General features: G+C 56.3%; 22 protein-coding genes. 15 read left to right on the top strand and 7 right to left on the bottom strand.

Annotated elements, in window-relative coordinates; genetic code table 11:
- Positions 1-104 precede the first annotated feature (104 nt).
- On the top strand, positions 105-2,330 hold the full coding sequence (locus HC757_RS03450; protein ID WP_169562915.1) for an NADP-dependent isocitrate dehydrogenase: 2,226 nt from the start codon (positions 105-107) through the stop codon (positions 2,328-2,330).
- A 111-nt stretch (positions 2,331-2,441) separates the two neighbouring features.
- On the opposite strand, the gene cspD is transcribed toward HC757_RS03450, so the two are convergent.
- On the bottom strand, positions 2,442-2,648 hold the full coding sequence (gene cspD, locus HC757_RS03445; protein WP_011072576.1) for a cold shock domain-containing protein CspD: 207 nt from the start codon (positions 2,646-2,648) through the stop codon (positions 2,442-2,444).
- 195 nt (positions 2,649-2,843) lie between these two features.
- Between cspD and clpS the strand changes: the two genes are divergently transcribed.
- Together clpS and clpA are read left to right on the top strand one after the other, a co-directional pair.
- On the top strand, positions 2,844-3,152 hold the full coding sequence (clpS, locus tag HC757_RS03440) for an ATP-dependent Clp protease adapter ClpS (protein ID WP_169562914.1): 309 nt from the start codon (positions 2,844-2,846) through the stop codon (positions 3,150-3,152).
- 42 nt (positions 3,153-3,194) lie between these two features.
- Positions 3,195-5,456: an ATP-dependent Clp protease ATP-binding subunit ClpA gene (gene clpA / locus HC757_RS03435; protein WP_169562913.1), complete on the top strand. Its 2,262-nt coding sequence runs from the start codon at positions 3,195-3,197 to the stop codon at positions 5,454-5,456.
- A gap of 103 nt (positions 5,457-5,559) precedes the next feature.
- On the opposite strand, the gene infA is transcribed toward clpA, so the two are convergent.
- From infA to aat, 3 genes are all read right to left on the bottom strand, one after another.
- Positions 5,560-5,778 carry a translation initiation factor IF-1 gene (gene infA / locus HC757_RS03430; protein WP_006081934.1) on the bottom strand — a complete coding sequence of 73 codons (219 nt, stop codon included), beginning with the start codon at positions 5,776-5,778 and terminating at the stop codon, positions 5,560-5,562.
- An 83-nt stretch (positions 5,779-5,861) separates the two neighbouring features.
- Positions 5,862-6,572: an arginyltransferase gene (locus tag HC757_RS03425; protein ID WP_169562912.1), complete on the bottom strand. Its 711-nt coding sequence runs from the start codon at positions 6,570-6,572 to the stop codon at positions 5,862-5,864.
- A complete protein-coding gene (gene aat, locus HC757_RS03420) occupies positions 6,562-7,272 on the bottom strand; it encodes a leucyl/phenylalanyl-tRNA--protein transferase (protein WP_169562911.1) in 711 nt (236 codons plus the stop codon). The genes HC757_RS03425 and aat overlap by 11 nt, the downstream gene beginning before the upstream one ends.
- A 53-nt stretch (positions 7,273-7,325) precedes the next feature.
- Here aat and HC757_RS03415 point away from each other — a divergent pair, with 53 nt between their 5' ends.
- Positions 7,326-7,796, top strand: a complete 471-nt coding sequence (locus HC757_RS03415) for an outer membrane lipoprotein (RefSeq protein WP_169562910.1) — start codon at positions 7,326-7,328, stop codon at positions 7,794-7,796.
- Between the two features lie 97 nt (positions 7,797-7,893).
- Here HC757_RS03415 and HC757_RS03410 read toward each other — a convergent pair whose 3' ends face one another.
- Positions 7,894-8,232 carry a hypothetical protein gene (locus HC757_RS03410; RefSeq protein WP_169562909.1) on the bottom strand — a complete coding sequence of 113 codons (339 nt, stop codon included), beginning with the start codon at positions 8,230-8,232 and terminating at the stop codon, positions 7,894-7,896.
- 182 nt (positions 8,233-8,414) lie between these two features.
- On the opposite strand from HC757_RS03410, the gene HC757_RS03405 reads away from it, so the two are divergent.
- Positions 8,415-9,167, top strand: coding sequence for a Nif3-like dinuclear metal center hexameric protein (locus HC757_RS03405; protein ID WP_169562908.1), 753 nt, complete (start codon positions 8,415-8,417; stop codon positions 9,165-9,167).
- A 92-nt stretch (positions 9,168-9,259) separates the two neighbouring features.
- Here HC757_RS03405 and metG read toward each other — a convergent pair whose 3' ends face one another.
- On the bottom strand, positions 9,260-11,284 hold the full coding sequence (gene metG, locus HC757_RS03400; protein ID WP_169562907.1) for a methionine--tRNA ligase: 2,025 nt from the start codon (positions 11,282-11,284) through the stop codon (positions 9,260-9,262).
- A 160-nt stretch (positions 11,285-11,444) separates the two neighbouring features.
- On the opposite strand from metG, the gene apbC reads away from it, so the two are divergent.
- From apbC to HC757_RS03355, 9 genes are read left to right on the top strand one after another with little or no spacing between them, the layout of a single operon-like run.
- The gene (gene apbC / locus HC757_RS03395; RefSeq protein WP_169562906.1) at positions 11,445-12,560 is read left to right on the top strand and encodes an iron-sulfur cluster carrier protein ApbC; all 1,116 of its coding nucleotides are present in this window, start codon (positions 11,445-11,447) and stop codon (positions 12,558-12,560) included.
- A gap of 11 nt (positions 12,561-12,571) precedes the next feature.
- The gene (gene udk, locus HC757_RS03390; protein WP_169562905.1) at positions 12,572-13,210 is read left to right on the top strand and encodes a uridine kinase; all 639 of its coding nucleotides are present in this window, start codon (positions 12,572-12,574) and stop codon (positions 13,208-13,210) included.
- A 46-nt stretch (positions 13,211-13,256) separates the two neighbouring features.
- Complete coding sequence (dcd, locus tag HC757_RS03385; RefSeq protein WP_169562904.1) at positions 13,257-13,841, top strand: dCTP deaminase; 585 nt, start codon at positions 13,257-13,259, stop codon at positions 13,839-13,841.
- A complete protein-coding gene (pabC, locus tag HC757_RS03380; protein WP_169562903.1) occupies positions 13,841-14,656 on the top strand; it encodes an aminodeoxychorismate lyase in 816 nt (271 codons plus the stop codon). The genes dcd and pabC overlap by 1 nt, the downstream gene beginning before the upstream one ends.
- Entirely contained in the window at positions 14,653-15,663 is a 1,011-nt protein-coding gene (mltG, locus tag HC757_RS03375) for an endolytic transglycosylase MltG (RefSeq protein WP_169562902.1), read from the top strand. Before pabC ends, mltG begins: the two co-directional genes overlap by 4 nt.
- Positions 15,660-16,289: a dTMP kinase gene (tmk, locus tag HC757_RS03370; protein ID WP_169562901.1), complete on the top strand. Its 630-nt coding sequence runs from the start codon at positions 15,660-15,662 to the stop codon at positions 16,287-16,289. Before mltG ends, tmk begins: the two co-directional genes overlap by 4 nt.
- A complete protein-coding gene (gene holB, locus HC757_RS03365) occupies positions 16,283-17,236 on the top strand; it encodes a DNA polymerase III subunit delta' (protein WP_169562900.1) in 954 nt (317 codons plus the stop codon). Before tmk ends, holB begins: the two co-directional genes overlap by 7 nt.
- A 6-nt stretch (positions 17,237-17,242) precedes the next feature.
- A complete protein-coding gene (locus HC757_RS03360; protein ID WP_169562899.1) occupies positions 17,243-17,569 on the top strand; it encodes a PilZ domain-containing protein in 327 nt (108 codons plus the stop codon).
- A gap of 44 nt (positions 17,570-17,613) precedes the next feature.
- Positions 17,614-18,402: a YchF/TatD family DNA exonuclease gene (locus HC757_RS03355; protein WP_169562898.1), complete on the top strand. Its 789-nt coding sequence runs from the start codon at positions 17,614-17,616 to the stop codon at positions 18,400-18,402.
- Positions 18,403-18,644: 242 nt separating this feature from the next.
- Here HC757_RS03355 and rsmF read toward each other — a convergent pair whose 3' ends face one another.
- Positions 18,645-20,069, bottom strand: coding sequence for a 16S rRNA (cytosine(1407)-C(5))-methyltransferase RsmF (gene rsmF, locus HC757_RS03350; protein ID WP_211164261.1), 1,425 nt, complete (start codon positions 20,067-20,069; stop codon positions 18,645-18,647).
- A gap of 104 nt (positions 20,070-20,173) precedes the next feature.
- On the opposite strand from rsmF, the gene HC757_RS03345 reads away from it, so the two are divergent.
- Positions 20,174-21,400 (top strand): nucleoside recognition domain-containing protein, encoded by a 1,227-nt coding sequence (locus HC757_RS03345; protein WP_169562897.1) that lies wholly within the window; start codon positions 20,174-20,176, stop codon positions 21,398-21,400.
- The last annotated feature ends 1 nt before the right edge of the window (position 21,401 follow it).

Raw genomic sequence — 21,401 nt, 5'->3', positions numbered from 1 at the left:
CAGGAATTCAACTCGGATGCTATGCCATGCAAGTGTGTATCGGCGGGTTTCCCTGTGATAAGTCATTATAAAAAATAATATTTTACAATAATGTAGGACGAGAAATGAAAGATAACGCATCGACAATTATTTATACCGAAACGGACGAAGCGCCAGCCCTGGCCACCCTGTCACTCTTACCCATAATCAAAACCTTCACCGATGCTGCCGGCATCAATGTTGAGACCCGCGATATCTCCTTATCGGGCCGTATCCTTGCCAACTTCCCCGGCAACCTGAGCGAGAGCCAGAAGATTGCCGATGCCCTGAGCGAATTGGGTGAACTGGCCAACAAGCCGGAAGCCAACATCATCAAACTGCCCAACATCAGCGCTTCCATTCCCCAGTTGAAGGCCTGCATCAGCGAACTGCAAGCCAAGGGCTATGACATCCCCAACTATCCGGACGAGCCCAAGACGGCGGCCGAGAAAGCGGTCAAGGCCCGTTACGACAAGATCAAAGGCAGTGCGGTCAACCCTGTGCTGCGTGAAGGCAATTCGGATCGCCGCGCGCCGACCTCGGTGAAGAACTACGCCAAGAAAAACCCCCATTCCATGGGTAAGTGGGCGAGTGACTCCAAGTCCCATGTGGCACACATGAGCGAAGGCGATTTCTACGGCAGTGAAAAATCTCTGACCATGGCCGCTGCCGGCAGTGTGAACATAGTGCTGGCACAGAAAGACGGCCAGGAAAAAGTCTTGCGCGAGTCGCTGTCGCTGCTGCCGGGCGAGGTGATCGACGCCGCCGTGCTGAGCAAACAGGCGCTGCAAGCTTTCTACGAGCGTGAAATCGCTGCGGCCAAGGCGGAAGACGTGTTGCTGTCACTGCATTTGAAAGCCACCATGATGAAGGTCTCGGATCCCATCATGTTCGGTCATGCGGTGAAGGTGTTCTTCAAGCCGGTATTCGATAAGCATGCCGTGCTGTTCGACGAGCTGGGTGTGGACGTCAACAACGGCTTCGGCGATGTGTATGCCAAGATCGCCTCCCTGCCGGAGGCGCAGCGCGCCGAAATCGAAGCCGACATCGCCGCCGTGTATGCCGCCCGTCCGGCACTTGCCATGGTCGATTCGGATAAAGGCATCACCAACTTGCATGTGCCGAGTGACATCATCATAGATGCCTCCATGCCGGCGGCTATCCGTTCATCGGGTCAGATGTGGGGCCCGGATGGCAAACTGCATGACACCAAGGCGCTGATCCCGGATCGCTGTTACGCCGGCGTGTATCAGGAAACCATCGCCTTCTGCAAGGCCAACGGCGCCTTCGATCCTACCACCATGGGCAGTGTGCCGAACGTGGGTCTTATGGCCCAAAAAGCCGAAGAGTACGGCAGCCATGACAAGACCTTCGAGATCCCCGCCGCCGGCGTGGTCAAGGTGATAGACAACAACGGCCAGGTGCTGATGAGCCATGAGGTGGCAGCCGGTGATATCTGGAGAATGTGCCAGGCCAAAGACGCGCCGATCCGTGATTGGGTCAAACTGGCGGTCAAGCGTGCCCGTCTGAGCGATACTCCGGCCATATTTTGGTTGGACGAGCACCGTGCCCACGATGCGCAGCTCATTGCCAAGGTGAAACAATACCTGCCTGAGCACGACACCTCTGGTCTGGACATTCGCATCATGTCACCGGAAGAGGCGACCCGCTTTACCCTGGCTCGCACCAAGGCAGGGCAAGACACCATTTCTGTGACGGGCAACGTACTGCGTGATTACCTGACCGATTTGTTCCCCATCCTCGAGCTGGGCACCAGTGCCAAGATGTTGTCGATCGTTCCCTTGATGAATGGCGGCGGTCTGTTTGAAACGGGTGCCGGCGGCAGTGCCCCCAAGCATGTGCAGCAGATGGAGAAGGAAGGTCACCTGCGCTGGGATTCCCTGGGTGAATTCCTGGCCCTGGGAGCGTCGTTGGAGCACCTGAGCCAGACAACCAATAATCCTCAGGCGCAAGTATTGGCCGATAGCCTGGATAAGGCCATAGGCCAATTCCTGGATAACAACAAGTCGCCTTCACGTCGTGTGGGTGAGCTGGATAATCGCGGCAGCCACTTCTACCTGGCCATGTACTGGGCTCAGGAACTGGCCAAGCAAGATGCCGACGCTCGACTGCAGGCGCATTTTGCTCCGTTGGCGCAGACCTTGACCGACAATGAGCAGCAAATTGTTGCCGAGTTGAATGCGGCCCAAGGCGCGGCGGTGGATTTAGGCGGTTACTATCGTCTGGATAAGACGAAGGCGGAGCAGGCCATGCGCCCGAGCGCGACCCTGAACCGACTCTTGACTGCATGAGTTAAGCATCTGATGGATAAGGGCCTGCGATAGCGGCCCCTATGCTGTCAGCTACGCCCAATAAAAAAGGCAGGGATAAATCCCTGCCTTTTTCTATGTTCGATCACCAAGCTATTTCGTTGGCGAGATGGCTGACGCATGCATCCCTTTGGGACCTTGCTCTACCTCGAATTGGACTGGTTGACCCGCTTTCAGCGTTCGGTAGCCTTCCATTTCAATAGTTGAATAATGTGCAAAAACGTCCTCACCACCTTGATCTGGGCAAATAAACCCGAATCCTTTGGCGTTGTTGAACCATTTAACAGTTCCGCTTGCCATACTTCCACTTCCTTCTGTTGTCTACTTACCAGTAAGATAGTAAAACTTATATTAAGCGGGACTGAGTTCACCGCTCGCTGAACAGAATGAAAGCAGTAAAAGCGGATGTCAAGCAAATATTAACATTTGGGCAACATACGGTTAAATTTTATGTCTCAATTGGTAGAGGCGAATACGAGAGGCTAGTATTGAAACATGGGTAAGATAGGACAGGTTGAACACGTAGAGAAAAGTGTCGACGCTGAGCTGATGCCACCGTCGATGTACAAGGTAATACTGAACAATGACGACTACACACCTATGGATTTTGTGATTGAGGTCTTGCAACTGTTTTTCCGTAAAAATGAACAGCAAGCCACAGAAATCATGCTAACCATTCATCATCAAGGCAAAGGCATCTGTGGCGTTTTTCCCTTCGGCATAGCCGAGACCAAGGTGTTACAGGTAAATCAGTTTGCAAGACAAAACCAACATCCGTTACTGTGTTCTCTGGAACAAGCCTGATGTGGGTGCCGAAGTTGTTAGTTGTTTCCTTAGGGGGTGCTTATGCTGAATAAAGATCTTGAAGTCACCTTGAATCTGGCGTTTCAGCAAGCCAGGGATTCGCGTCATGAGTACATGACGGTAGAACATTTGCTGTTGGCCTTGATCGACAACCCTGCGGCTCAGGAGGCCTTGGTTGCCTGTGGCGCCAACATAGACAAGCTCAGGGAAGAGGTGGCCAGCTTCATTCAACAGACCACGCCGCTCATCGCCGAGGGGGAGGCCGAGCGCGAGACCCAGCCTACCTTAGGTTTTCAGCGGGTGCTGCAAAGGGCGGTGTTTCATGTCCAGTCTTCCGGCCGCAATGAGGTCAATGGCGCCAACGTGTTGGTGGCTATCTTCAGCGAGCAGGAGTCCCAGGCTGTGTACCTGTTGCGCCGTTGCGATATCACACGTCTGGACGTAGTCAACTTTATCTCCCATGGCTTCGTCAAAGACGATGACGCGGGTGAGCATGCCGAACAGGAACGTATCGAAGATCAATCCGACAACAGCGAAGATCAAAGCATGTTGTCCCAGTTTGCGGCGAACCTGAATCAGTTGGCGAGCCAGGGGGTGATAGATCCCCTCATAGGCAGGGACGTGGAAATCGAGCGGGCGATCCAGACCCTGTGCCGTCGCCGCAAGAATAATCCCCTGCTGGTCGGTGAGGCCGGCGTGGGCAAGACGGCGATTGCCGAGGGCCTGGCCTACCGCATAGTCAAGGGCCAAGTGCCGGAGGTGATGCGCAACGCCACCGTCTATTCCCTGGACTTGGGGGCCTTGTTGGCCGGTACCAAGTATCGCGGCGATTTCGAGAAACGCTTCAAGAGCCTGCTCAAGGAGCTGGCGGCCGATAAACATGCCATTCTCTTCATCGATGAGATCCATACCATCATAGGCGCAGGTGCGGCATCCGGCGGGGTGATGGATGCCTCCAACTTGCTTAAGCCCTTGTTGTCCAACGGCGGCCTGCGTTGCATGGGCTCGACCACGTTTCAGGAATACCAGAGCATCTTCGAGAAGGACAGGGCGTTGGCCCGCCGCTTCCAGAAGGTGGACATCAACGAGCCTTCGGTGGCGGAAACCACCAAAATACTCCAGGGACTCAAGTCCAAATACGAAGAGCACCATGGAGTACGTTACACCATGGCGGCGCTCAGCAGTGCCGCCAGCCTGTCGGACAAGCATATCAACGACCGGCATTTGCCGGACAAGGCGATCGACGTCATAGACGAGGCAGGGGCCCGCATGACCATGCTGCCCCAGAGTAAGCGTAAGCGCACCATAGGCCAGGCGGAGATAGAGGCCATCATAGCCAAGATAGCCAGGATCCCGGAGAAGTCCGTGTCTGCCTCGGACAAGGACTTACTGCGGAACCTGGAACGTAACCTCAAGATGGTGGTGTTTGGCCAGGATAAGGCGATTGAGAGCCTCAGCGCCGCCATTCGCTTGTCGCGCAGTGGCTTAGGGGCGGAGAAAAAGCCAGTGGGCAGCTTCCTGTTTGCCGGCCCGACGGGTGTGGGTAAGACAGAGGTCACCAACCAGTTGGCCGCTTGCCTTGGGATGAAGCTGGTCCGCTTCGACATGTCCGAGTACATGGAGAGTCATACCGTGTCTCGGCTGATCGGCGCGCCTCCAGGTTATGTGGGTTACGACCAGGGTGGCCTGTTGACCGATGCGGTGATCAAGAATCCTCACTGTGTGGTGCTGCTCGATGAGATAGAGAAGGCGCATCCGGATGTCTATAACCTCTTGCTGCAGGTGATGGATCACGGCACCCTGACGGACAACAATGGCCGCAAGGCGGATTTCCGCCATGTGACCCTGGTGATGACCACCAATGCCGGGGTACAGGAGACGGTGCGCAAGTCCATCGGCTTCAAGCAACAAGACCATAGCCAGGATGCCTTGTCGGAGATCAACCGGGTGTTTTCGCCCGAGTTCCGCAACCGTCTGGACTCCATCATCTGGTTCAATCATCTGGACATGACCATCATAGCCAAGGTGGTGGACAAGTTCTTGGTCGAACTGCAGGCGCAACTGGATGATAAGCGAGTCAGCTTGCAGGTGAGTGACGAAGCCCGTACCTTGCTGGCGGAGAAAGGCTATGACGAGAACATGGGCGCACGCCCCATGGCGCGGGTGGTCACGGATCTGATAAAACGGCCCCTGGCCGATGAGATCCTGTTCGGCCAGCTGCAAGCCGGTGGCATAGCCCATGTGGATGTCGAAAACGGCCAGCTGGTGATCCACGCAGAGAGCCCGGAAAAAGTCACTAACTAGGCCGAAGCCGACCCAATAAAAATGGCTGCAATTGCAGCCATTTTTGTATTTCCGCCAACAAAAAAACCCGGCATGGCCGGGTTTTTATATCCAAGAGACTATATCAGCGTGCGCGGAAGACAATGCGACCTTTGGTCAGATCGTAAGGAGTCAGCTGGACGGTAACTTTATCGCCAGTGAGGATCCTGATGTAGTTTTTGCGCATTTTGCCTGAAATGTGGGCTATCACCACATGACCATTTTCAAGCTCTACACGAAACATTGTGTTTGGCAAGGTTTCAAGGATAGTGCCTTGCATTTCAATGTTGTCTTCTTTCGCCATTTAATTAATTATCCCATTAGCCTTCGAATATAAAAAACGGGCGTATCATGCCCCAATTTCAGCCTGCTGTAAAGGAGAAGTGCTTAATCGGCCTCGTAATCTTGCCACCCCTGTTCGGTTAAAATTTGATAAGGGTGATACAGGCGCTTGTAACTCATCTTACGGTTCTCATCTATTTGATAGCCGAGATAAAGGAACTCCTTGCCCATCAAGCTGGCCAGACGGCACTGGAGCAAAATCAGCAGCGCGCCGAGTGATCTGCGTGCCTCCTGGGGCTCGAAATAGCTGTAGATGGCCGACAGGCTGTTTGGCAGCACATCTGTGACTGCCACCGCCAGCAGGTTTTTGCCGCGATAGACTTCGATAAACTGTGGCGGCAACCAGTGGCAATGGAGGAAGTGCTCATATTGCTCCCTGGTGGGCGGATACATGGGGCCGTCACTGTGCCTGAGGTTGATATAGCGTTTATACAGGGCATAGTGTTCCTCCCCCACAGAGGAGGTGACTCGCCAGCTGAGATCGCGATTATGGGCCAGGGTGCGCTTCTGTCGTTTCGATGGCATGAAGCGCTTCACGGGAATGCGGATAGGCAGGCAGGCACTGCAATGTGGGCACCTTGGCTTGTAGATGGCATTGCCGCTGCGCCGGAAACCGAGCGAGAGCAAGCGTTCAAACAGCTGCAAGTCCAGGATATCTTCCTGTATGACCAGCAACTGCTCCTGTTGTCCTTGAAGATAACTGCAAGGGAAGGCTTGGCTGATGCCTACAGTTATCGGGCCTGTATTAGAGTTCAAGTACCACCTCGGTTTGTGCCCATACGCCTGCGTGAGGCTCGGCGTCGCGAAAACGTTTCAACAATACGAGAAAGTCGTCTCGCTTGAGCGATTCGGCACCCAAGCTTTCCAGGTGGGGATTCATCACCTGGGCATCGATCAGCCTAAAGCCGCCGCGCCGCAAATGTTGCTGCAGGGCAAGCATGGCGGCCTTGGAGGCGTTGGTCTGGCGGTGAAACATGGATTCACCGCAAAATACCTGTCCTATGGCCAAGCCGTACAGGCCGCCTATGAGCCTGTGGTTATCCCATACCTCGATGGAATGCGCGTGTCCCAGCATATGCAATTCCCGATAAGCCAGTTGGATCTCCTGGGTGATCCAGGTGCCGTCCTGCTGCTTTCTGGGCTGGGCACAGCCTGCCATCACATCGGTAAAGGCGTGGTTTACCGTGATGCGCCAGCTTTGTTTCCTGAGGAACTTTCTCAGGCTGGTGCTAATCTTAATCTTGCCGGGTATGAAGATTGCCCTGGGATCCGGTGACCACCAGAGGATAGGGTCGTTGACATTGAACCAAGGAAAAATGCCTTCATAGTAGGCGGCCAGCAGTCGACTCGGCTGCAGATCGCCCCCTATGGCCAGGAGACCATTGGGGTCTGTCAGTGCATGCTCCGGTGATGGAAATGCGGCTAATTCGTGATTCAGATAAGACAGTGAGTTCACAATTACGTATGATTTAGGAATGGGCCTTCTTATAAGTTAGCGGAAATTCGGATATGTTGAAACCTGCCCTGGTTAGCTTTGTGATGATTTTTTTAACCTTACTCTCACCCGTCCACGCTGATTATGAACGCAACCGAGCCGTGCCTGTGGAGAAAGTCGTCTATGGCACCCTGGACTCTGTCAGGCAGCTGACCGAGAGCCAATTGGTCGAAGACAGCCACAATGGCTGGAGAACCTTCGGTGGCGCCTTGTTGGGTGGCGTGGTTGGCCATCAGTTCGGCAGCGGCACGGGGCGGGATGTGGCCACAGTGCTCGGGGCCTTGCTTGGCGCCGGCATGGGCAGCCGTTATGGCGAAGGGCAATACTACCGTCAATTGCAGCTGGTCGAACTCTTGATCGATCTGGAGGATGGCACGCGGGTGATGGTGATCCAGGACCTGGATCCCGGCATGGTATTCAACGCCGGTGATGAGGTCAGGGTCGTGTATCTGCAGGGTGGCGTCAGGGTCGATCTGGCCATGTAGTCACGCCAACCGACAAGACAACAAAAAGGAGCCATGGGCTCCTTTTTTGTTGTCTTCAGCGTCCGAGCCTTAGCTCATCATGGCCTCAATTTGGGCATCAAAATCCCCGTGGCAGTTGCTGGTGCCCGGCCAATGCCGCCAGTTTTTCCCGCCATAACTCCTTGGGCGTCTTGCCCTTGGCGCCTGCCTGCTTGACAGCGGCTGGCTTGGCGGCGGCTTTTGGGGCCGCGGCTTTGCCCGCTGACGTTTTCGCCTTGGGGCTTGCTTGCGGCGTGAGTTCGGCCAGCATGGCCTCGAGTTCGCTGAACCTCAGCGACTTGCCGCCATCTATCTTGTACCAGCTGCCTTTTTGCTCAATGCTGACGCGTTTGTTTTGTTGACTCGACAGCGCGTTTTCCAGGGCGTTGACGACTTCTTCTTTGGTCAGTTTTGACATAGTAATAACCTATTAATTTTAATATTGACTTTGAAGTGCCTGGTAATTTTATAGGTCATGGCGGGTAAAAGTCCAATTTCAGGGGGGATTAGCCCGGTTAGGCTTGGAGCCCAGGGCATAAAATTGTGTCGCTTCCATGGGATAGGGTAAACTTGGACCCGTGTATTCGGAGGGATTAAGCCATGACAAGGTCGGAATTGAGTCACTATCTACAAACGTTTTTACAGGTCTCCAATTTTAAGGATTATGCCCCCAATGGGCTGCAGGTCGAAGGTAAAGCCCAGATCCATACCCTGGTGACCGGGGTCACCGCCAGCCAGGCGCTGATCGATGAGGCGATAAGACTGAACGCCGATGCCATTCTGGTACATCATGGTTTCTTCTGGAAGAGTGAGCCGGAAGTCATCACCGGCATGAAACAGCGACGGATCAAGGCCTTGCTGGCCCATGACATCAACCTGTTCGGCTACCATCTGCCACTGGATGCCCACCCTGTGCTGGGCAATAATGCCCAATTGGCCAGGGTGCTGGAGCTGGTGAATGCCGAAGTGGTCGAAGAGGTGGCTCAGGGGCTATTGTGGCGCGGCAATCTGGATCAGCCTATGCGGGCCGCAGACGTTAGCCAAAAGCTCTGCCAGGCCCTCAACAGGGCGCCGCTGCACATAGGGGATCCCGAAGCACAGATATATAGCCTGGCCTGGTGCACAGGCGGGGCTCAGGATTATATCGATGCCGCGGCCGCCTTGGGGGTGGATGCCTTCATCAGTGGTGAAGTCTCGGAGCGCACCTATCACAGCGCAGTCGAACAAGGGATACATTATTTCGCCGCCGGTCATCATGCGACCGAGCGCTTCGGGATTCAGGCGTTGGGACGACATTTGGCCAGGGAATTTGGCCTGGAACACCATTTCGTGGATATCGACAACCCGGTGTAAGCCGGGATTAAAGCATGAAAAAGGCCGCAACTGCGGCCTTTTCGCTCTCTGACCCAGGCGTTTTGGGCCTGGGTCTAGGCTATCGCCTCGGGTTATTTTACCCGCATGCCGGGTTCGGCGCCTTCATGGGGCTCGAGGATCCACAGCTCGCTGCCGCCGGGACCGGCTGCCAGCACCATGCCCTCGGACATGCCGAAACGCATCTTGCGCGGCGCCAGGTTGGCGACCATGACAGTCAGCTTGCCTTCGAGCGCTTCCGGGGCATAGGCGGATTTTATGCCGGCAAACACCTGGCGGGTTTCGCCGCCGATATCCAGCTGCAGCTTCAGCAGCTTGTCCGCCTCTGGCACATGCTCCGCCTTGACGATGCGGGCGATGCGCAGATCCAGCTTGGCAAAGTCATCGAAGTTGATGGTGTCGGAGATAGGATCGTCCACCAGGGGACCCGTCTTGACCTCGCCGGTCGCCTGCAGATTGTCCTTGGAGTCATCGACCATGGCGTTGACCTTATCCAAATCGACCCGCTGCATCATGGCCTTGAAGGGGGCAATGGCATGATTTTCCATCTCCTGCCCCAGGCCTTCCCAGGTCAGTGGCATCTGGAAGAAGGCTTCCACGTCCTGGGCCAAACGCGGCAGCACAGGCTTGAGATAGGTTACCAGGATACGGAATAGATTCAGGGCATTGCTGCACACCTGGTGGGCCTGTTCCTGTTGGTCTTCCTGCTTGACCAGCTGCCATGGCGCCGCATCGGCCACATAGGCGTTGGCGATATCCGCCAGTGCCATGATTTCGCGCATCGCCTTGCCGTATTCACGGGTCTCGTAGAACTCGGCGATCTGCTCCTGCTTGCCGAGGAAGGTCTGGATCAGGCTCTCATCGGCCACCTTGGTCAGCTTGCCGTCGAAACGTTTGGTGATGAACCCGGCTGTGCGTGACGCCAGGTTGACCAGCTTGCCGACCAGGTCAGAGTTCACCCTTTGAGCGAAGTCTTCCAGGTTGAGATCCAGATCGTCGATGCGGCTGCTCAGTTTGGCGGCATAGTAGTAACGCAGGTACTCGGGATCCAGATGATCCAGATAGGTGCGTGCCTTGATGAAGGTGCCCTTGGACTTGGACATCTTGGCGCCGTTGACCGTCACATAGCCATGGGCATAGACGCTGTTGGGTTGGCGATAACCGGCGCCATGCAACATGGCAGGCCAGAACAGGCTGTGGAAATAGACTATGTCCTTGCCGATGAAGTGATACACCTCGGCCGTGGAGTCCTTGGCCCAGAATTCATCGAAGTTCAGGTCGTCGCGTTTGTCGCATAGGTTCTTGAATGAGCCCATGTAGCCGATAGGCGCATCCAGCCAGACATAGAAGAACTTGCCCGGGGCATCGGGGATTTCGAAGCCGAAATAGGGGGCGTCGCGGGTGATGTCCCATTGCTGCAGGCCCTGTTCGAACCATTCATCCAGCTTGTTGGCCATCTCTGTCTGCAGGGCGCCGGAGCGGGTCCATTGCTTGAGCATGGGTTCGAATGCCGGCAAGTCGAAGAAGAAGTGCTCGGTATCTTTCATCACAGGGGTGGCACCCGAAACCGCCGACTTGGGGTCGATCAGTTCGGTCGGGCTGTAGGTGGCGCCGCAGGCATCACAGTTGTCGCCATACTGATCTTCCGACTTGCACTTGGGGCAGGTGCCTTTGACGAACCTGTCCGGCAGGAACATCTGCTTCTCGGGATCGAATAACTGCGAAATGCTCTTGCTCTTGATGAAACCGTTATCGCGCAGCTTGATGTAGATATCGCTCGCCAACACGCGGTTTTCTTCACTGTGGGTGCTGTGATAGTTATCGAAGGCCACATTGAAGTCGGCGAAGTCCTGCTGATGCTCTTTATTGACTTGCGCTATCATCTCTTCGGGCGCTATGCCAAGCTGCTGCGCCTTGAGCATGATGGGGGTGCCATGGGCATCATCGGCACAGATGTAATGACATTCATGGCCACGAAGTTTTTGATAACGTGACCAGATGTCTGTCTGTATGTATTCCAACATGTGGCCTAAATGTATAGGTCCGTTGGCGTAAGGGAGTGCGCTGGTCACGAGGATTTTACGTTGTGAAGTTGCCATCTTATCTCAAAATCATGTTGGGCCCGGAATTATTGGCTGTGATACTAACCGATTAATGGAGAATTTTCACCAAAAGCTGCAGCAATTGGAGTAATTCTACGCGAATGTTTTTACCAATATCTGATACACTTGGGCAAATTTTTATACTGGGGTAGGCGTTTTGTCTTCAGCTACGCAAGATTATCGCTTAAGTGGCGATCTTCTCGGGCCGGTACTGGCCATACTCGATGCGGTTATCGATCCTTATCTGGGCCGGGGGCTTGTCAGTGCCGGTTGCGTCACGCAACTGGCCATGACGGGTAAAACCCTGCAACTGACCCTGGTTTATCCCTACCCCTGCAAGAGTCAATATGCGGCCACGGTGGCGCAGTTGACGCCCGGCCTGCTTGGGCTCGAAGGGGTCGAGGCGGTTGAGTGTCATCCCAGTTTCCAGGCCGGCAATTTCCGCACTGCCACCTCGGGTACGGCCCTGGACAAGGTCAAGCATGTGATTGCCGTGGCGTCGGGCAAGGGCGGGGTGGGTAAGTCGACCACTGCGGTCAACCTGGCGCTGGCATTGGCGGCCGAAGGCGCCCGAGTCGGCATTTTGGATGCGGACATCTATGGCCCCTCGATTCCTCTCATGCTGGGGATCCCCGACTTCAAGCCCATGTCACCGGACGGCAAGCACATAGCGGCGGCCGAGGTCCATGGCATAGCCGCTCAGTCGCTGGGTTTCCTGATCAGCGCCGAAGACGCCACTGTCTGGCGCGGCCCCATGGCGGCGGGGGCCTTGACCCAGCTGCTGAATGAGACTCAGTGGCCCGAGTTGGACTATCTGGTGGTGGACATGCCGCCGGGCACGGGCGACATACAGCTGACCCTGTCACAGAAGGTGCCGCTCAGTGGCGCTGTGATAGTCACCACCCCCCAGGACATAGCCCTGGCCGATGCCAAGAAAGGCATAGTCATGTTTCAGAAGGTGAATGTGCCCGTGCTTGGCATAGTGGAGAACATGAGCTTCCATGTGTGCAGCGAATGTGGTCACAGGGAACATCCCTTCGGCGCCGATGGTGGCCGTAAAATCGCCGAACGTTATCGGGTGCCGCTCCTGGGGGCCTTACCCCTGCAGCTGCAGATCCGCGAGGCCATGGACAAGGGAGCCCCCTGCGTGGTGGCGCAGCCCGAGAGTGAGGTCACACAAATTTATTCAGACATAGCCCGTAAAGTGGGCGCGGCCTTGGCGGTATCACAACCCAAGGCAAACATTTCAATTAGCGTAACAGATGAAGAGTAAGGTTTAAGGGTATGAATTCTCAGCAGTGTGTCATTATCGGAATAGCCGGCGCGTCAGCATCAGGCAAGAGCTTGATTGCAAAGACGATATTCGAGGAGCTACGCCGTGATTTAGGCACAGATCAGATAGGGGTGATCAACGAAGACGCTTATTATCGGGATCAGAGTCATCTGTCGATGGACGAGCGGGTCCTGACCAACTACGACCATCCCAAGGCGCTGGACCACAAGTTGCTCTGCGCGCATCTGCAACAGCTGAAAACCGGTGAGCAGGTGGATATTCCCTGCTATAGCTACACAGAGCATACCCGCACCAGTGAAACCTTGAGTATGACACCGAAAAAGGTGATTATTCTCGAGGGAATACTCCTGCTGACCGATCCCAAACTCAGGGAATTGATGGATGCCAGTGTCTTCATGGACACGCCGCTGGACATCTGTTTCCTGCGCCGCTTGACCCGCGACGTGGCCGAGCGTGGCCGGACCATGGAGTCGGTGATTTCCCAGTATAAGAAGACGGTGCGGCCGATGTTTTTGCAGTTCATCGAACCGTCGAAGCAATATGCCGATATCATAGTGCCGCGCGGTGGCAAGAACCGCATAGCGACAGATATTCTCAAGGCACGAATTCAGCACTTGCTGGCTAAATAGGCCAGGGACCAGTCAATAGCAATCATTTCAGGGAGTCAAAGGCAAAATGCGTTTAACCGATATTGAGATCGAACAATGTCTCGATGATGGCACCATAGTGATCTTCCCCCGCCCGGGCATAGAAGCCATCAGTGGTGTGAGTGTCGATGTCCGTCTTGGCAGCCAATTTCGGGTCTTCAAGGATCATACCGCGCCTTTTATCGATTTGAGCGGCCCGAGTGTCGAGATGCAGGCGGCCCTGGATAGGGTCATGAGCGACAAGATTGAGATCGCCGACGGCGAGGCCTTCTTCCTCCATCCGGGGGAACTGGCCTTGGCCGTGACCTATGAGAGTGTGACTCTGCCGGCCGATATCGTCGGCTGGCTCGACGGCCGCTCCTCGCTGGCGCGTCTGGGGTTGATGGTGCATGTGACGGCGCACCGCATAGATCCAGGTTGGCAGGGCAAGATAGTGCTGGAGTTCTACAACAGCGGCAAGTTGCCCCTGGCGCTGCGGCCGCGAATGACCATAGGGGCATTGAATTTTGAGCGCTTGAACCATGCGGTCGCACGTCCCTACAACACGCGTAAGAGTGCCAAGTATAAAGATCAGCAAGAAGCGGTAGCGAGCCGCATCAGCCAGGATAGCTGATGACTCAGGTTTGGGTGAATGGTCAAGCCATGGCGTCCGTGAGTCCCTTCGACAGGGGCTTGGCCTATGGCGATGGCTTGTTCGCCACCATGCGTGTCGGCCCGGAGGGCATCGCCTTCTTCGATGCCCACATGCAGCGCCTGCAGCAAGGCGCGGCGCGTTTGGGCCTGGATTGGCACTTGAGCCCCGAGCTGGCGGCCTTGCTGCATCGCCTGGGCGCCGCCCATCCACACCAGTGTATCAAGCTTGTTATTACCCGGGGCGTCGGCGGTCGGGGTTACGCGCCGCCAACGCCTTGTCATCCCACAGAAATAGTGTCGCTGCACCCCATCCCGGAACATTACGCCGATTGGCAACGGCAGGGCATACGTCTATGTACCTCCGGGGTACGCCTCGGACGCCAACCCCTGCTGGCGGGGATTAAACACCTCAATCGCCTGGAACAAGTGTTGATCCGGTCTGCAGTCCTGCCTGACGGCATTGACGACTGGCTGGTCAAGGACAGCCATCGGCTGCTCATCTCCTCATCCATGGGGAACCTGTTCTTCGTCCGTGAAAACCAGGTGTTTACCCCGGCATTGACCGCCTGCGGCGTCGCCGGGGTGATGCGGGCACAGGTGATCATGGCCTTGGCCGATCTGGGGTTTAATGTCATAGTGGCGGATCTGAATGAGGATTTTCTTCATTATGCCAGCCATGTCTTCGTCACCAACAGCCTGTTTGGCATAGTCGATGTGTTGGCCATAGACAGGGTCAATTATCCCAGAGCGCAGTTCACCGCTTCATTGAGACAAACACTAGCTTTGATATTATGAAAAAAATGCTTATCGGCCTGTTGGCCACTTTCATGGCCTTGCTTACCTTAGCCAGCGTGGCGGGTTTTTGGGGTTATCACACTGTCGTGCGCTACGGCGACACGCCGCTGAACATCAAGCGGGTACAGGAAGTTCCATTGGCTCACGGCACCTCTGTGTATCAGGTGGCCGGAGAGCTGGCCCACCTGGGGGTTATCTCTGAGCCGTGGAAGCTCAAGTTGCTGCTGAGGTTACGGCCCGAGCTGGCACAGATCCGCGCCGGCCTCTATGAAATGACCCCGGGAGACACCTTGGTGCAGTTGTTGCAGAAAATGGCCCAGGGCAAGGAAAAGCGCTTCAGTCTGACCCTGATCGAAGGCCAGAGTCTGGCCCAGTGGCAGGCGCAGTTGCAGGGTTTGCCTCATCTGAGCGTGCCTGCCGGCGTCTTCGATTCGGTATTGGCCGCCGAGGGCGATGATTCCGGGCTGCCGGAGGGCAAGTTCTTCCCGGATACCTATCATTATGTGGCAGATCAGACGCTGGATAGCCTATTGGCACAGAGCTATCGGAAGATGCAGCTGGAGTTGGCGGCGGCCTGGGCGCAGCGCGCCAGCGATCTGCCACTCAAGTCACCCTACGAGCTGTTGATCTTGGCGTCCATCATAGAGAAAGAAACCGCCAGGGACGACGAGCGGGCATGGATTGCCGCCGTGTTCAGCAATCGCCTCAAGAAGGGGATGCGCCTGCAGACAGATCCCACTGTTATCTACGGCATGGGGGAGCGCTTCCAGGGCAATATCAGCCGCAAGGATCTGCTGGAAATGACCCCCTACAACACCTATAGGGTGGCCGGCCTGCCGCCAACCCCGATAGCGGCGCCGAGCCGGGCGGCGTTACGCGCGGCGGCCAATCCAGCGGCAGTGAATTACTTGTATTTTGTGTCGCGTAACGACGGCAGCCATGTGTTCTCCAGCACGCTGGCTGAGCATAATCGCGCGGTCAATCAATTTCAGAGAAGAAATAAATGAGCGAAAACAACGCTAAATTTATCGTGATCGAAGGCTTGGAAGGCGCTGGCAAATCCAGTGCCGTCGCCCTGATGCATGATTTTATCACCCGGCATACGGGGCGGGAGCCTATCTGTACCCGTGAACCCGGCGGGACCCCCTTGGCCGAGCGAATTCGCGACTTGGTTAAGATAGCCGATCCCAGCGATCCCCTGTGTGATGAGGCCGAGTGCCTGTTGATCTATGCCGCCAGAGCCCAGCTGATCCACAGGGTGATCAAACCTGCGCTCGCCGCCGGACTTTGGGTACTGGGTGACAGGCATAATCTGTCGTCTCTAGCCTATCAGGGGGGCGGCCGCGGCCTCATGCCATTGGTGCATGCGGTCAGCGAGGCGACCCTCAAGGGTTTTAAACCCGATTTGACCTTGTACCTGGACATACCGCCGGCATTGGGCTTGAGCCGCGCCGCCGGCAGGGGCGAACTGGACAGAATAGAGCAACAGGCGCTCGATTTCTTCGAGCGTGCCCGTGCGACTTACCTGCAGCTGGCGGCCGAGGATGACAGCATCCTGGTCATAGATGCCAGCCAGGAAATAGGCCAGGTGCATAAAGATATTCTGGCCGTGTTGCAGGGGATCCAATGGTAGCAGGCCAGGCACCCGTCCAAGAGCCGAGTCTGGCCAAGTTGCCCTGGCTCGCCGCCGCGACCGAGCGTTTCATCGATTCACTCAGGCGCAATAGGCTCAGCCATGCACAGCTGATTGGCATAGACAGCGCGCTCGGAGGGCAGCTTTTAGCCCTGTCCATGGCGCAAGCGGCCCTATGCCAGCAGCCGACGGCTCAGGGCAGTTGCGGGTTTTGCAAGGCGTGTCAGCTGTTCGAGGCCGGCAGTCACCCGGATTTTTACCGGGTCGAGGCCGATGGCAATCAGATCAAGGTCGATCAGATCCGCGAGTTATGCCACAAGCTGAGCTCGACGGCGCAACAGGGTGGTCGGCGAGTGGCCTTGCTCTTCAATTGCGAGCGGCTGAACTTGGCGGCGGCCAATGCGCTGCTGAAGACACTGGAAGAGCCGGGGCAAAACACCTTGCTCCTACTCCAGTCCGACACCCCTGGACGCCTGCTGCCGACTATCAGCAGTCGCTGCCAGCGCATCAGCTTCACTGCACCATCCAGGGCAGACATAGGCCACTGGTTGACTAACTTGTATGGCATGCAGGAAGATGTGACCTGGTGTCTGCCGGTCGTGGGTGGGCCGCTTGCCTTGGCCGCCAGCCTGCAGAGCGGTCATTATCAAGCCTTGCTGGCGCTGCGCAAGGATTGGGCCGGCAGCCTGAGTTCGGGCCATCTCAATGCCAGCCTGCTTGAGGTTGGCGAGGGACAGATTTTTGATGCGCTCAAGGTATTGTATCTGGTGTTGCGGCAGTATTTGCTGCGCGAGACCCAGGCCGATGCCCTCGAGCGCCAGCGGGTGGCGGCCCTGGCGGCGGAGGTCATGGATCAGTGCCATAGCCTGCAGACGATGCCGAATGTCAATTATCTGGGCCTTTTCCAGCGTTTTGTCTTAGAATATAAGAAAATAACAACTAGATAACATCTTATGATAGATCTTGTGGTTAACTTCGATACCTTGCACCAACTCTATCGGGCCTACATGCCCTTCATCAGACCCGCTGGCCTGTTTGTGGCGACGACCGAGAGCCATTTCCTGGGTGAAGAGCTGATGATAGCCTACCGCTTACCCGGGACCTCGAGCGTGAATGAGTTCAGGGGGAGGGTGGTCTGGATCAATCCTGTCGGGGCGTCCGGTGGCCGGCCCGCGGGGATAGGCATCAAGATGTTGTCTGAGCCTGACAGCCATAAACACCATATAGAGAAACTCCTGTCCGGCGAGCTGAGTTCTGCCGATTTGACCTGTACCATGTAGCTGGGTATCCTTGCCCCCATTATGATTCATGCTTGGACCCACCAGTGCTCATCGATTCCCATTGTCATTTAGACAGGCTTAAGGCCGCCCCGGACCATCAGAGTCTGCAACTCATACTGGATGCCGCCAAGCAGCGTGGCGTCGAATACTTACTCTGTGTCAACGTCAGGCAACAAGGCTTTGCGGCCATGCGCGACAAGGTGGCGGCGTTTGACAATGTATTTCTCTCCTCAGGGGTGCATCCGCTGGACGTCAAAGACGGACTGGATGTGGCCCAGATAGCCAGTTTCGCCCAGGATCCCAGGGTCGTCGCCATAGGTGAGACGGGGCTGGATTATTTCTATGCCGACGATACCAAGGCGTTGCAACAGGCGTGCTTCGAGCAACAGATAGCCTTGGCGGTCGAGGTCAATAAACCTTTGATAGTCCACACCAGAGATGCCAGGGAAGACACCATTCGCCTGCTGAAACAGGGTCAGGCCGACAAGGTCGGCGGTGTGCTGCATTGTTTCACCGAGAACTGGGAGATGGCGAAGGCGGCGATCGAGCTGGGTTTCTATATTTCTGTCTCAGGCATAGTGACCTTCAAGAATGCCGGCGAGTTGAGAAACGTGATCCGCAAGGTACCCAGGGATAGGCTATTGGTCGAGACCGACTCTCCCTATTTGGCGCCTATTCCCCACAGGGGCCAGGAAAACCAACCCGCCTTCGTCCGTGACGTGGCGGAATTTGTCGCCGAGCTGCGGGGAGAGACATACCAGGAGTTGGCCGAGTATACGGGGGAGAACTTTTTCAACTTGTTCAAAGATGCGGCCAAGCTGGTTGGCAGATAATGGGCCCGGCTTAGAGCCGGCCTTTGCCGCCCGGGTGGCGGCAAGAGACGAGAGCAGGACACAAAAAGAGGCCCAAAACTATTCCGATTGTTCCGGGCCTAGGGGAATGGCTCATTCGAGAGCCTTGCGCTACAGATGACAAGCTTGCACTTATGTCTGTGCGAAAGTGTAGTTTAATAGCGCAAAAAATGCGCATCTGCCCCCACTTTTTAGCCGCAAGTTTGTAACCAAATATGTGGCCATCAGCCTATGACGGGCAAGATGGCGACCTTGTCTTTGACCAAGTCCCTGGGAAGGCTGTTTTTTAACTTGTTCCCCAGATGTTTGGCCATTCCCAATGGGCTCGAGCCATAACTGACGATCACTTCCCCCCTGGCTTTGCCTGCCTGCTCCAGCTGGATATCCCGTCCCATGAGATATTCCTTCGCCTGGGCCTCATCCAGCGCGACCTGCTTGCTGCTGGTTTGCCCCAGGGCAATTATCGCTTCGTGGCGCACCCTAAAGCCATGCTTGATGCTGTCGGCGAGCTTCAACCCTATACGCTGGAAGCGCATCAGGCCGATGAAGTCGGCAAACGCCTGTGGGAATAGCCAATATTCTTCGTCCCTGACCATGATATGGCCGTCGTGGGGCAGGGTGATCCCCAGGCTTTGGCTGAAATAGTCCTGCAGTGCGGCAAGTTGTTTGGCCGATGCCGGCGCGAAGGGGAAATTCTTCTGCCGCTTGGGCTCGGCTTGCAGGCGCGGCACGGACGCCAGCTTGGTGAGCTTGGCCACGAAGAAGCCTTCGCTGTCGAAGATCTGTGGCCAGACATGCAGAAAGCCTTCCGGCGTACAGGCCCGAGCCGCGCCCTCGAACAAGTCGTTCAGGGGTTCGAATTGCACCGCATCCGGATAGGTTTGCCGCAGGTATTCACACACCCCCTGATTCTCGGTGCGGTTCAGGGTGCAGGTCGAATATACCAGGCTACCGCCGGGCTTGAGTGCCAGGAAGGCCGATACCAGTAGCGCCTTCTGGGTCTCGGCTATGGCCTGGACATCGAGAGGGTCCCAGTGCTTGAGGGCATCGGGATCTTTGCGCACCGTGCCTTCGCCACCGCAGGGGGCATCGAGCAACACGGCATCGAAGCGTTCATACAAGTATTCGCCGAACACCCGCCCATCGAAGTGGGTGAGGGCACAATGACTGGCGCCCATGCGCAGCACATTGGCATGCAATACTTTCACCCGGCTGGCGGAATATTCGTTGGCCACCAACAGGCCCGAGTTATGCATCAAGGCCGCCATCTGGGTGGTCTTGGAACCGGGCGCCGAGGCGAGATCCAGCACCAATTGCGGCTCGCTCCCGGCAAACAGGGCCGTGGGCGGCAGCATGGAGCTGGCTTCCTGAATATAGAACAGCCCCTGCAGATGCTCTACGGCATTGCCCAGCTGCTCTTCCTCATCGTAACTTATCCAGAAACCGTCGCTGCACCAGGGAATGGCTTCAAACACCCAGCCCTTTGGTGCCATCAGGGCGATAAAGTCCGCGGCGGATATTTTCAGGCTGTTGACGCGGATGGAGCGCCGCAGCGGCTTGTCACAATAGGCGATAAAGTCGTCGAGGGACAAATGTGCCGGCAACTCTTGCGCCATACTATCGATAAAATTTTGATTTAACTGAACCATAAGAGAATTAACTGTTCATCAATTGGCGCGATTATAGCATAGTGGCGCTCAGCGACAGGGATTAATCTCTGGCTTAATTGATAGGGCCTTGCAGAGGAAAGAGTGTGCTGAATCGGGTTTGGTTGGTGTTTTTTATCACGGCGGCTGTGGCCATCCTGGTCCGTCTGTTCGATGGGCAGACGGATGTCCTGAGTCAGTCGGTCGAGGCATTGTTCCACAGCGCCAAGTTAGCGGCCGAGATAGCCCTCGGCTTGGTCGGAGTGTTGGCCTTGTGGATGGGGTTGATGCGCGTCGGCGAAAAGGCCGGGGTTGTCGGCGCCATCGCCTGGTTATTCGAACCTCTGCTCAGCAGGTTGATGCCGGAAGTGCCCAGGGGGCACGCCGCCTTCGGCAGCATCACAATGAACTTAACCGCCAATGTGTTCGGCCTGGACAATGCCGCGACCCCGTTGGGGCTCAAGGCGATGCAGGATCTGCAGAGTCTGAATCCGAACAAGGCTGTGGCCAGCAATGCGCAGATCTTATTTCTGGTACTCAATACCTCGTCTGTGACCCTGGTGCCCGTGACCGTGTTTCTCTACCGGGCGCAGCAGGGGGCGAGTGCCCCCGCCGACGTGTTTCTGCCTATCTTACTGGCGACGTCGGCCTCGACCCTGGTGGGGCTCCTGGTGGTCGCCATGGTACAGCGCCTGTCCTTGCTCAATACCATAGTGCTTGGCTACGGCGCCGTGTTGCTGGGGACCTTGGTGGCGAGCGTCTTCTACCTGGGGACGCTGTCCGCCCAGACGATAGCCACGGTGTCGACGACACTCGGCAACGGCGTCTTGTTATTGCTGGTGTTCGCCTTCGTGCTCACGGCGGCGGTCAGGAAGGTGGCCATCTATGATGAATTTATCGAAGGTGCCAGGGAGGGCTTCAACCAGGCGATACAGCTGATCCCCTATTTGTTGGCCATGCTGCTGGCCATAGGCCTGCTCAGGGCGTCCGGCGCCCTTGGATATCTGTTGCAGCTGACTGGCGAGCTGGTTGGCCTGTTGGGTCTCGACAGTCGTTTCGTCGACGCCTTGCCGACGGCGCTGATGAAACCCTTCAGCGGTTCGGGCGCCAGGGCCATGATGCTCGAGACCATGGATCACCATGGGGTCGATTCCTTCGCCGGGCGTTTGGCGGCGATCTTCCAGGGCAGCACTGAGACCACCTTCTATGTGTTGGCGGTCTATTTCGGCTCTGTGGGGATACGCCAGACGCGTCATGCCCTCGGCTGTGGCTTGGCGGCCGACGGCGCCGGCCTCTTGGCGGCGATCTTCGTTTGCTACTGGTTTTACGGCTGAC

The organism is Shewanella salipaludis (assembly GCF_012911865.1).
Taxonomy (GTDB): Bacteria; Pseudomonadota; Gammaproteobacteria; order Enterobacterales; family Shewanellaceae; genus Shewanella; species Shewanella salipaludis.
The sequence above is the reverse complement of the archived record's forward strand: the minus strand, read 5'-3'. Positions and strand labels throughout refer to the sequence as shown.

What these genes read in the sequence shown, in the direction of transcription:
- udk (WP_169562905.1), top strand. Translation starts at nt 12,572, where the DNA reads ATGAATTCTCAGCAGTGTGTCATTATCGGAATAGCCGGCGCGTCAGCA.
- HC757_RS03410 (WP_169562909.1), bottom strand. Translation starts at nt 8,232, where the DNA reads ATGTCAAAACTGACCAAAGAAGAAGTCGTCAACGCCCTGGAAAACGCG.
- dcd (WP_169562904.1), top strand. Translation starts at nt 13,257, where the DNA reads ATGCGTTTAACCGATATTGAGATCGAACAATGTCTCGATGATGGCACC.
- holB (WP_169562900.1), top strand. Translation starts at nt 16,283, where the DNA reads ATGGTAGCAGGCCAGGCACCCGTCCAAGAGCCGAGTCTGGCCAAGTTG.
- cspD (WP_011072576.1), bottom strand. Translation starts at nt 2,648, where the DNA reads ATGGCAAGCGGAACTGTTAAATGGTTCAACAACGCCAAAGGATTCGGG.
- mltG (WP_169562902.1), top strand. Translation starts at nt 14,653, where the DNA reads ATGAAAAAAATGCTTATCGGCCTGTTGGCCACTTTCATGGCCTTGCTT.
- clpS (WP_169562914.1), top strand. Translation starts at nt 2,844, where the DNA reads ATGGGTAAGATAGGACAGGTTGAACACGTAGAGAAAAGTGTCGACGCT.
- clpA (WP_169562913.1), top strand. Translation starts at nt 3,195, where the DNA reads ATGCTGAATAAAGATCTTGAAGTCACCTTGAATCTGGCGTTTCAGCAA.
- HC757_RS03405 (WP_169562908.1), top strand. Translation starts at nt 8,415, where the DNA reads ATGACAAGGTCGGAATTGAGTCACTATCTACAAACGTTTTTACAGGTC.
- pabC (WP_169562903.1), top strand. Translation starts at nt 13,841, where the DNA reads ATGACTCAGGTTTGGGTGAATGGTCAAGCCATGGCGTCCGTGAGTCCC.
- HC757_RS03360 (WP_169562899.1), top strand. Translation starts at nt 17,243, where the DNA reads ATGATAGATCTTGTGGTTAACTTCGATACCTTGCACCAACTCTATCGG.
- HC757_RS03415 (WP_169562910.1), top strand. Translation starts at nt 7,326, where the DNA reads ATGTTGAAACCTGCCCTGGTTAGCTTTGTGATGATTTTTTTAACCTTA.
- HC757_RS03450 (WP_169562915.1), top strand. Translation starts at nt 105, where the DNA reads ATGAAAGATAACGCATCGACAATTATTTATACCGAAACGGACGAAGCG.
- rsmF (WP_211164261.1), bottom strand. Translation starts at nt 20,069, where the DNA reads ATGGTTCAGTTAAATCAAAATTTTATCGATAGTATGGCGCAAGAGTTG.
- infA (WP_006081934.1), bottom strand. Translation starts at nt 5,778, where the DNA reads ATGGCGAAAGAAGACAACATTGAAATGCAAGGCACTATCCTTGAAACC.
- metG (WP_169562907.1), bottom strand. Translation starts at nt 11,284, where the DNA reads ATGGCAACTTCACAACGTAAAATCCTCGTGACCAGCGCACTCCCTTAC.
- tmk (WP_169562901.1), top strand. Translation starts at nt 15,660, where the DNA reads ATGAGCGAAAACAACGCTAAATTTATCGTGATCGAAGGCTTGGAAGGC.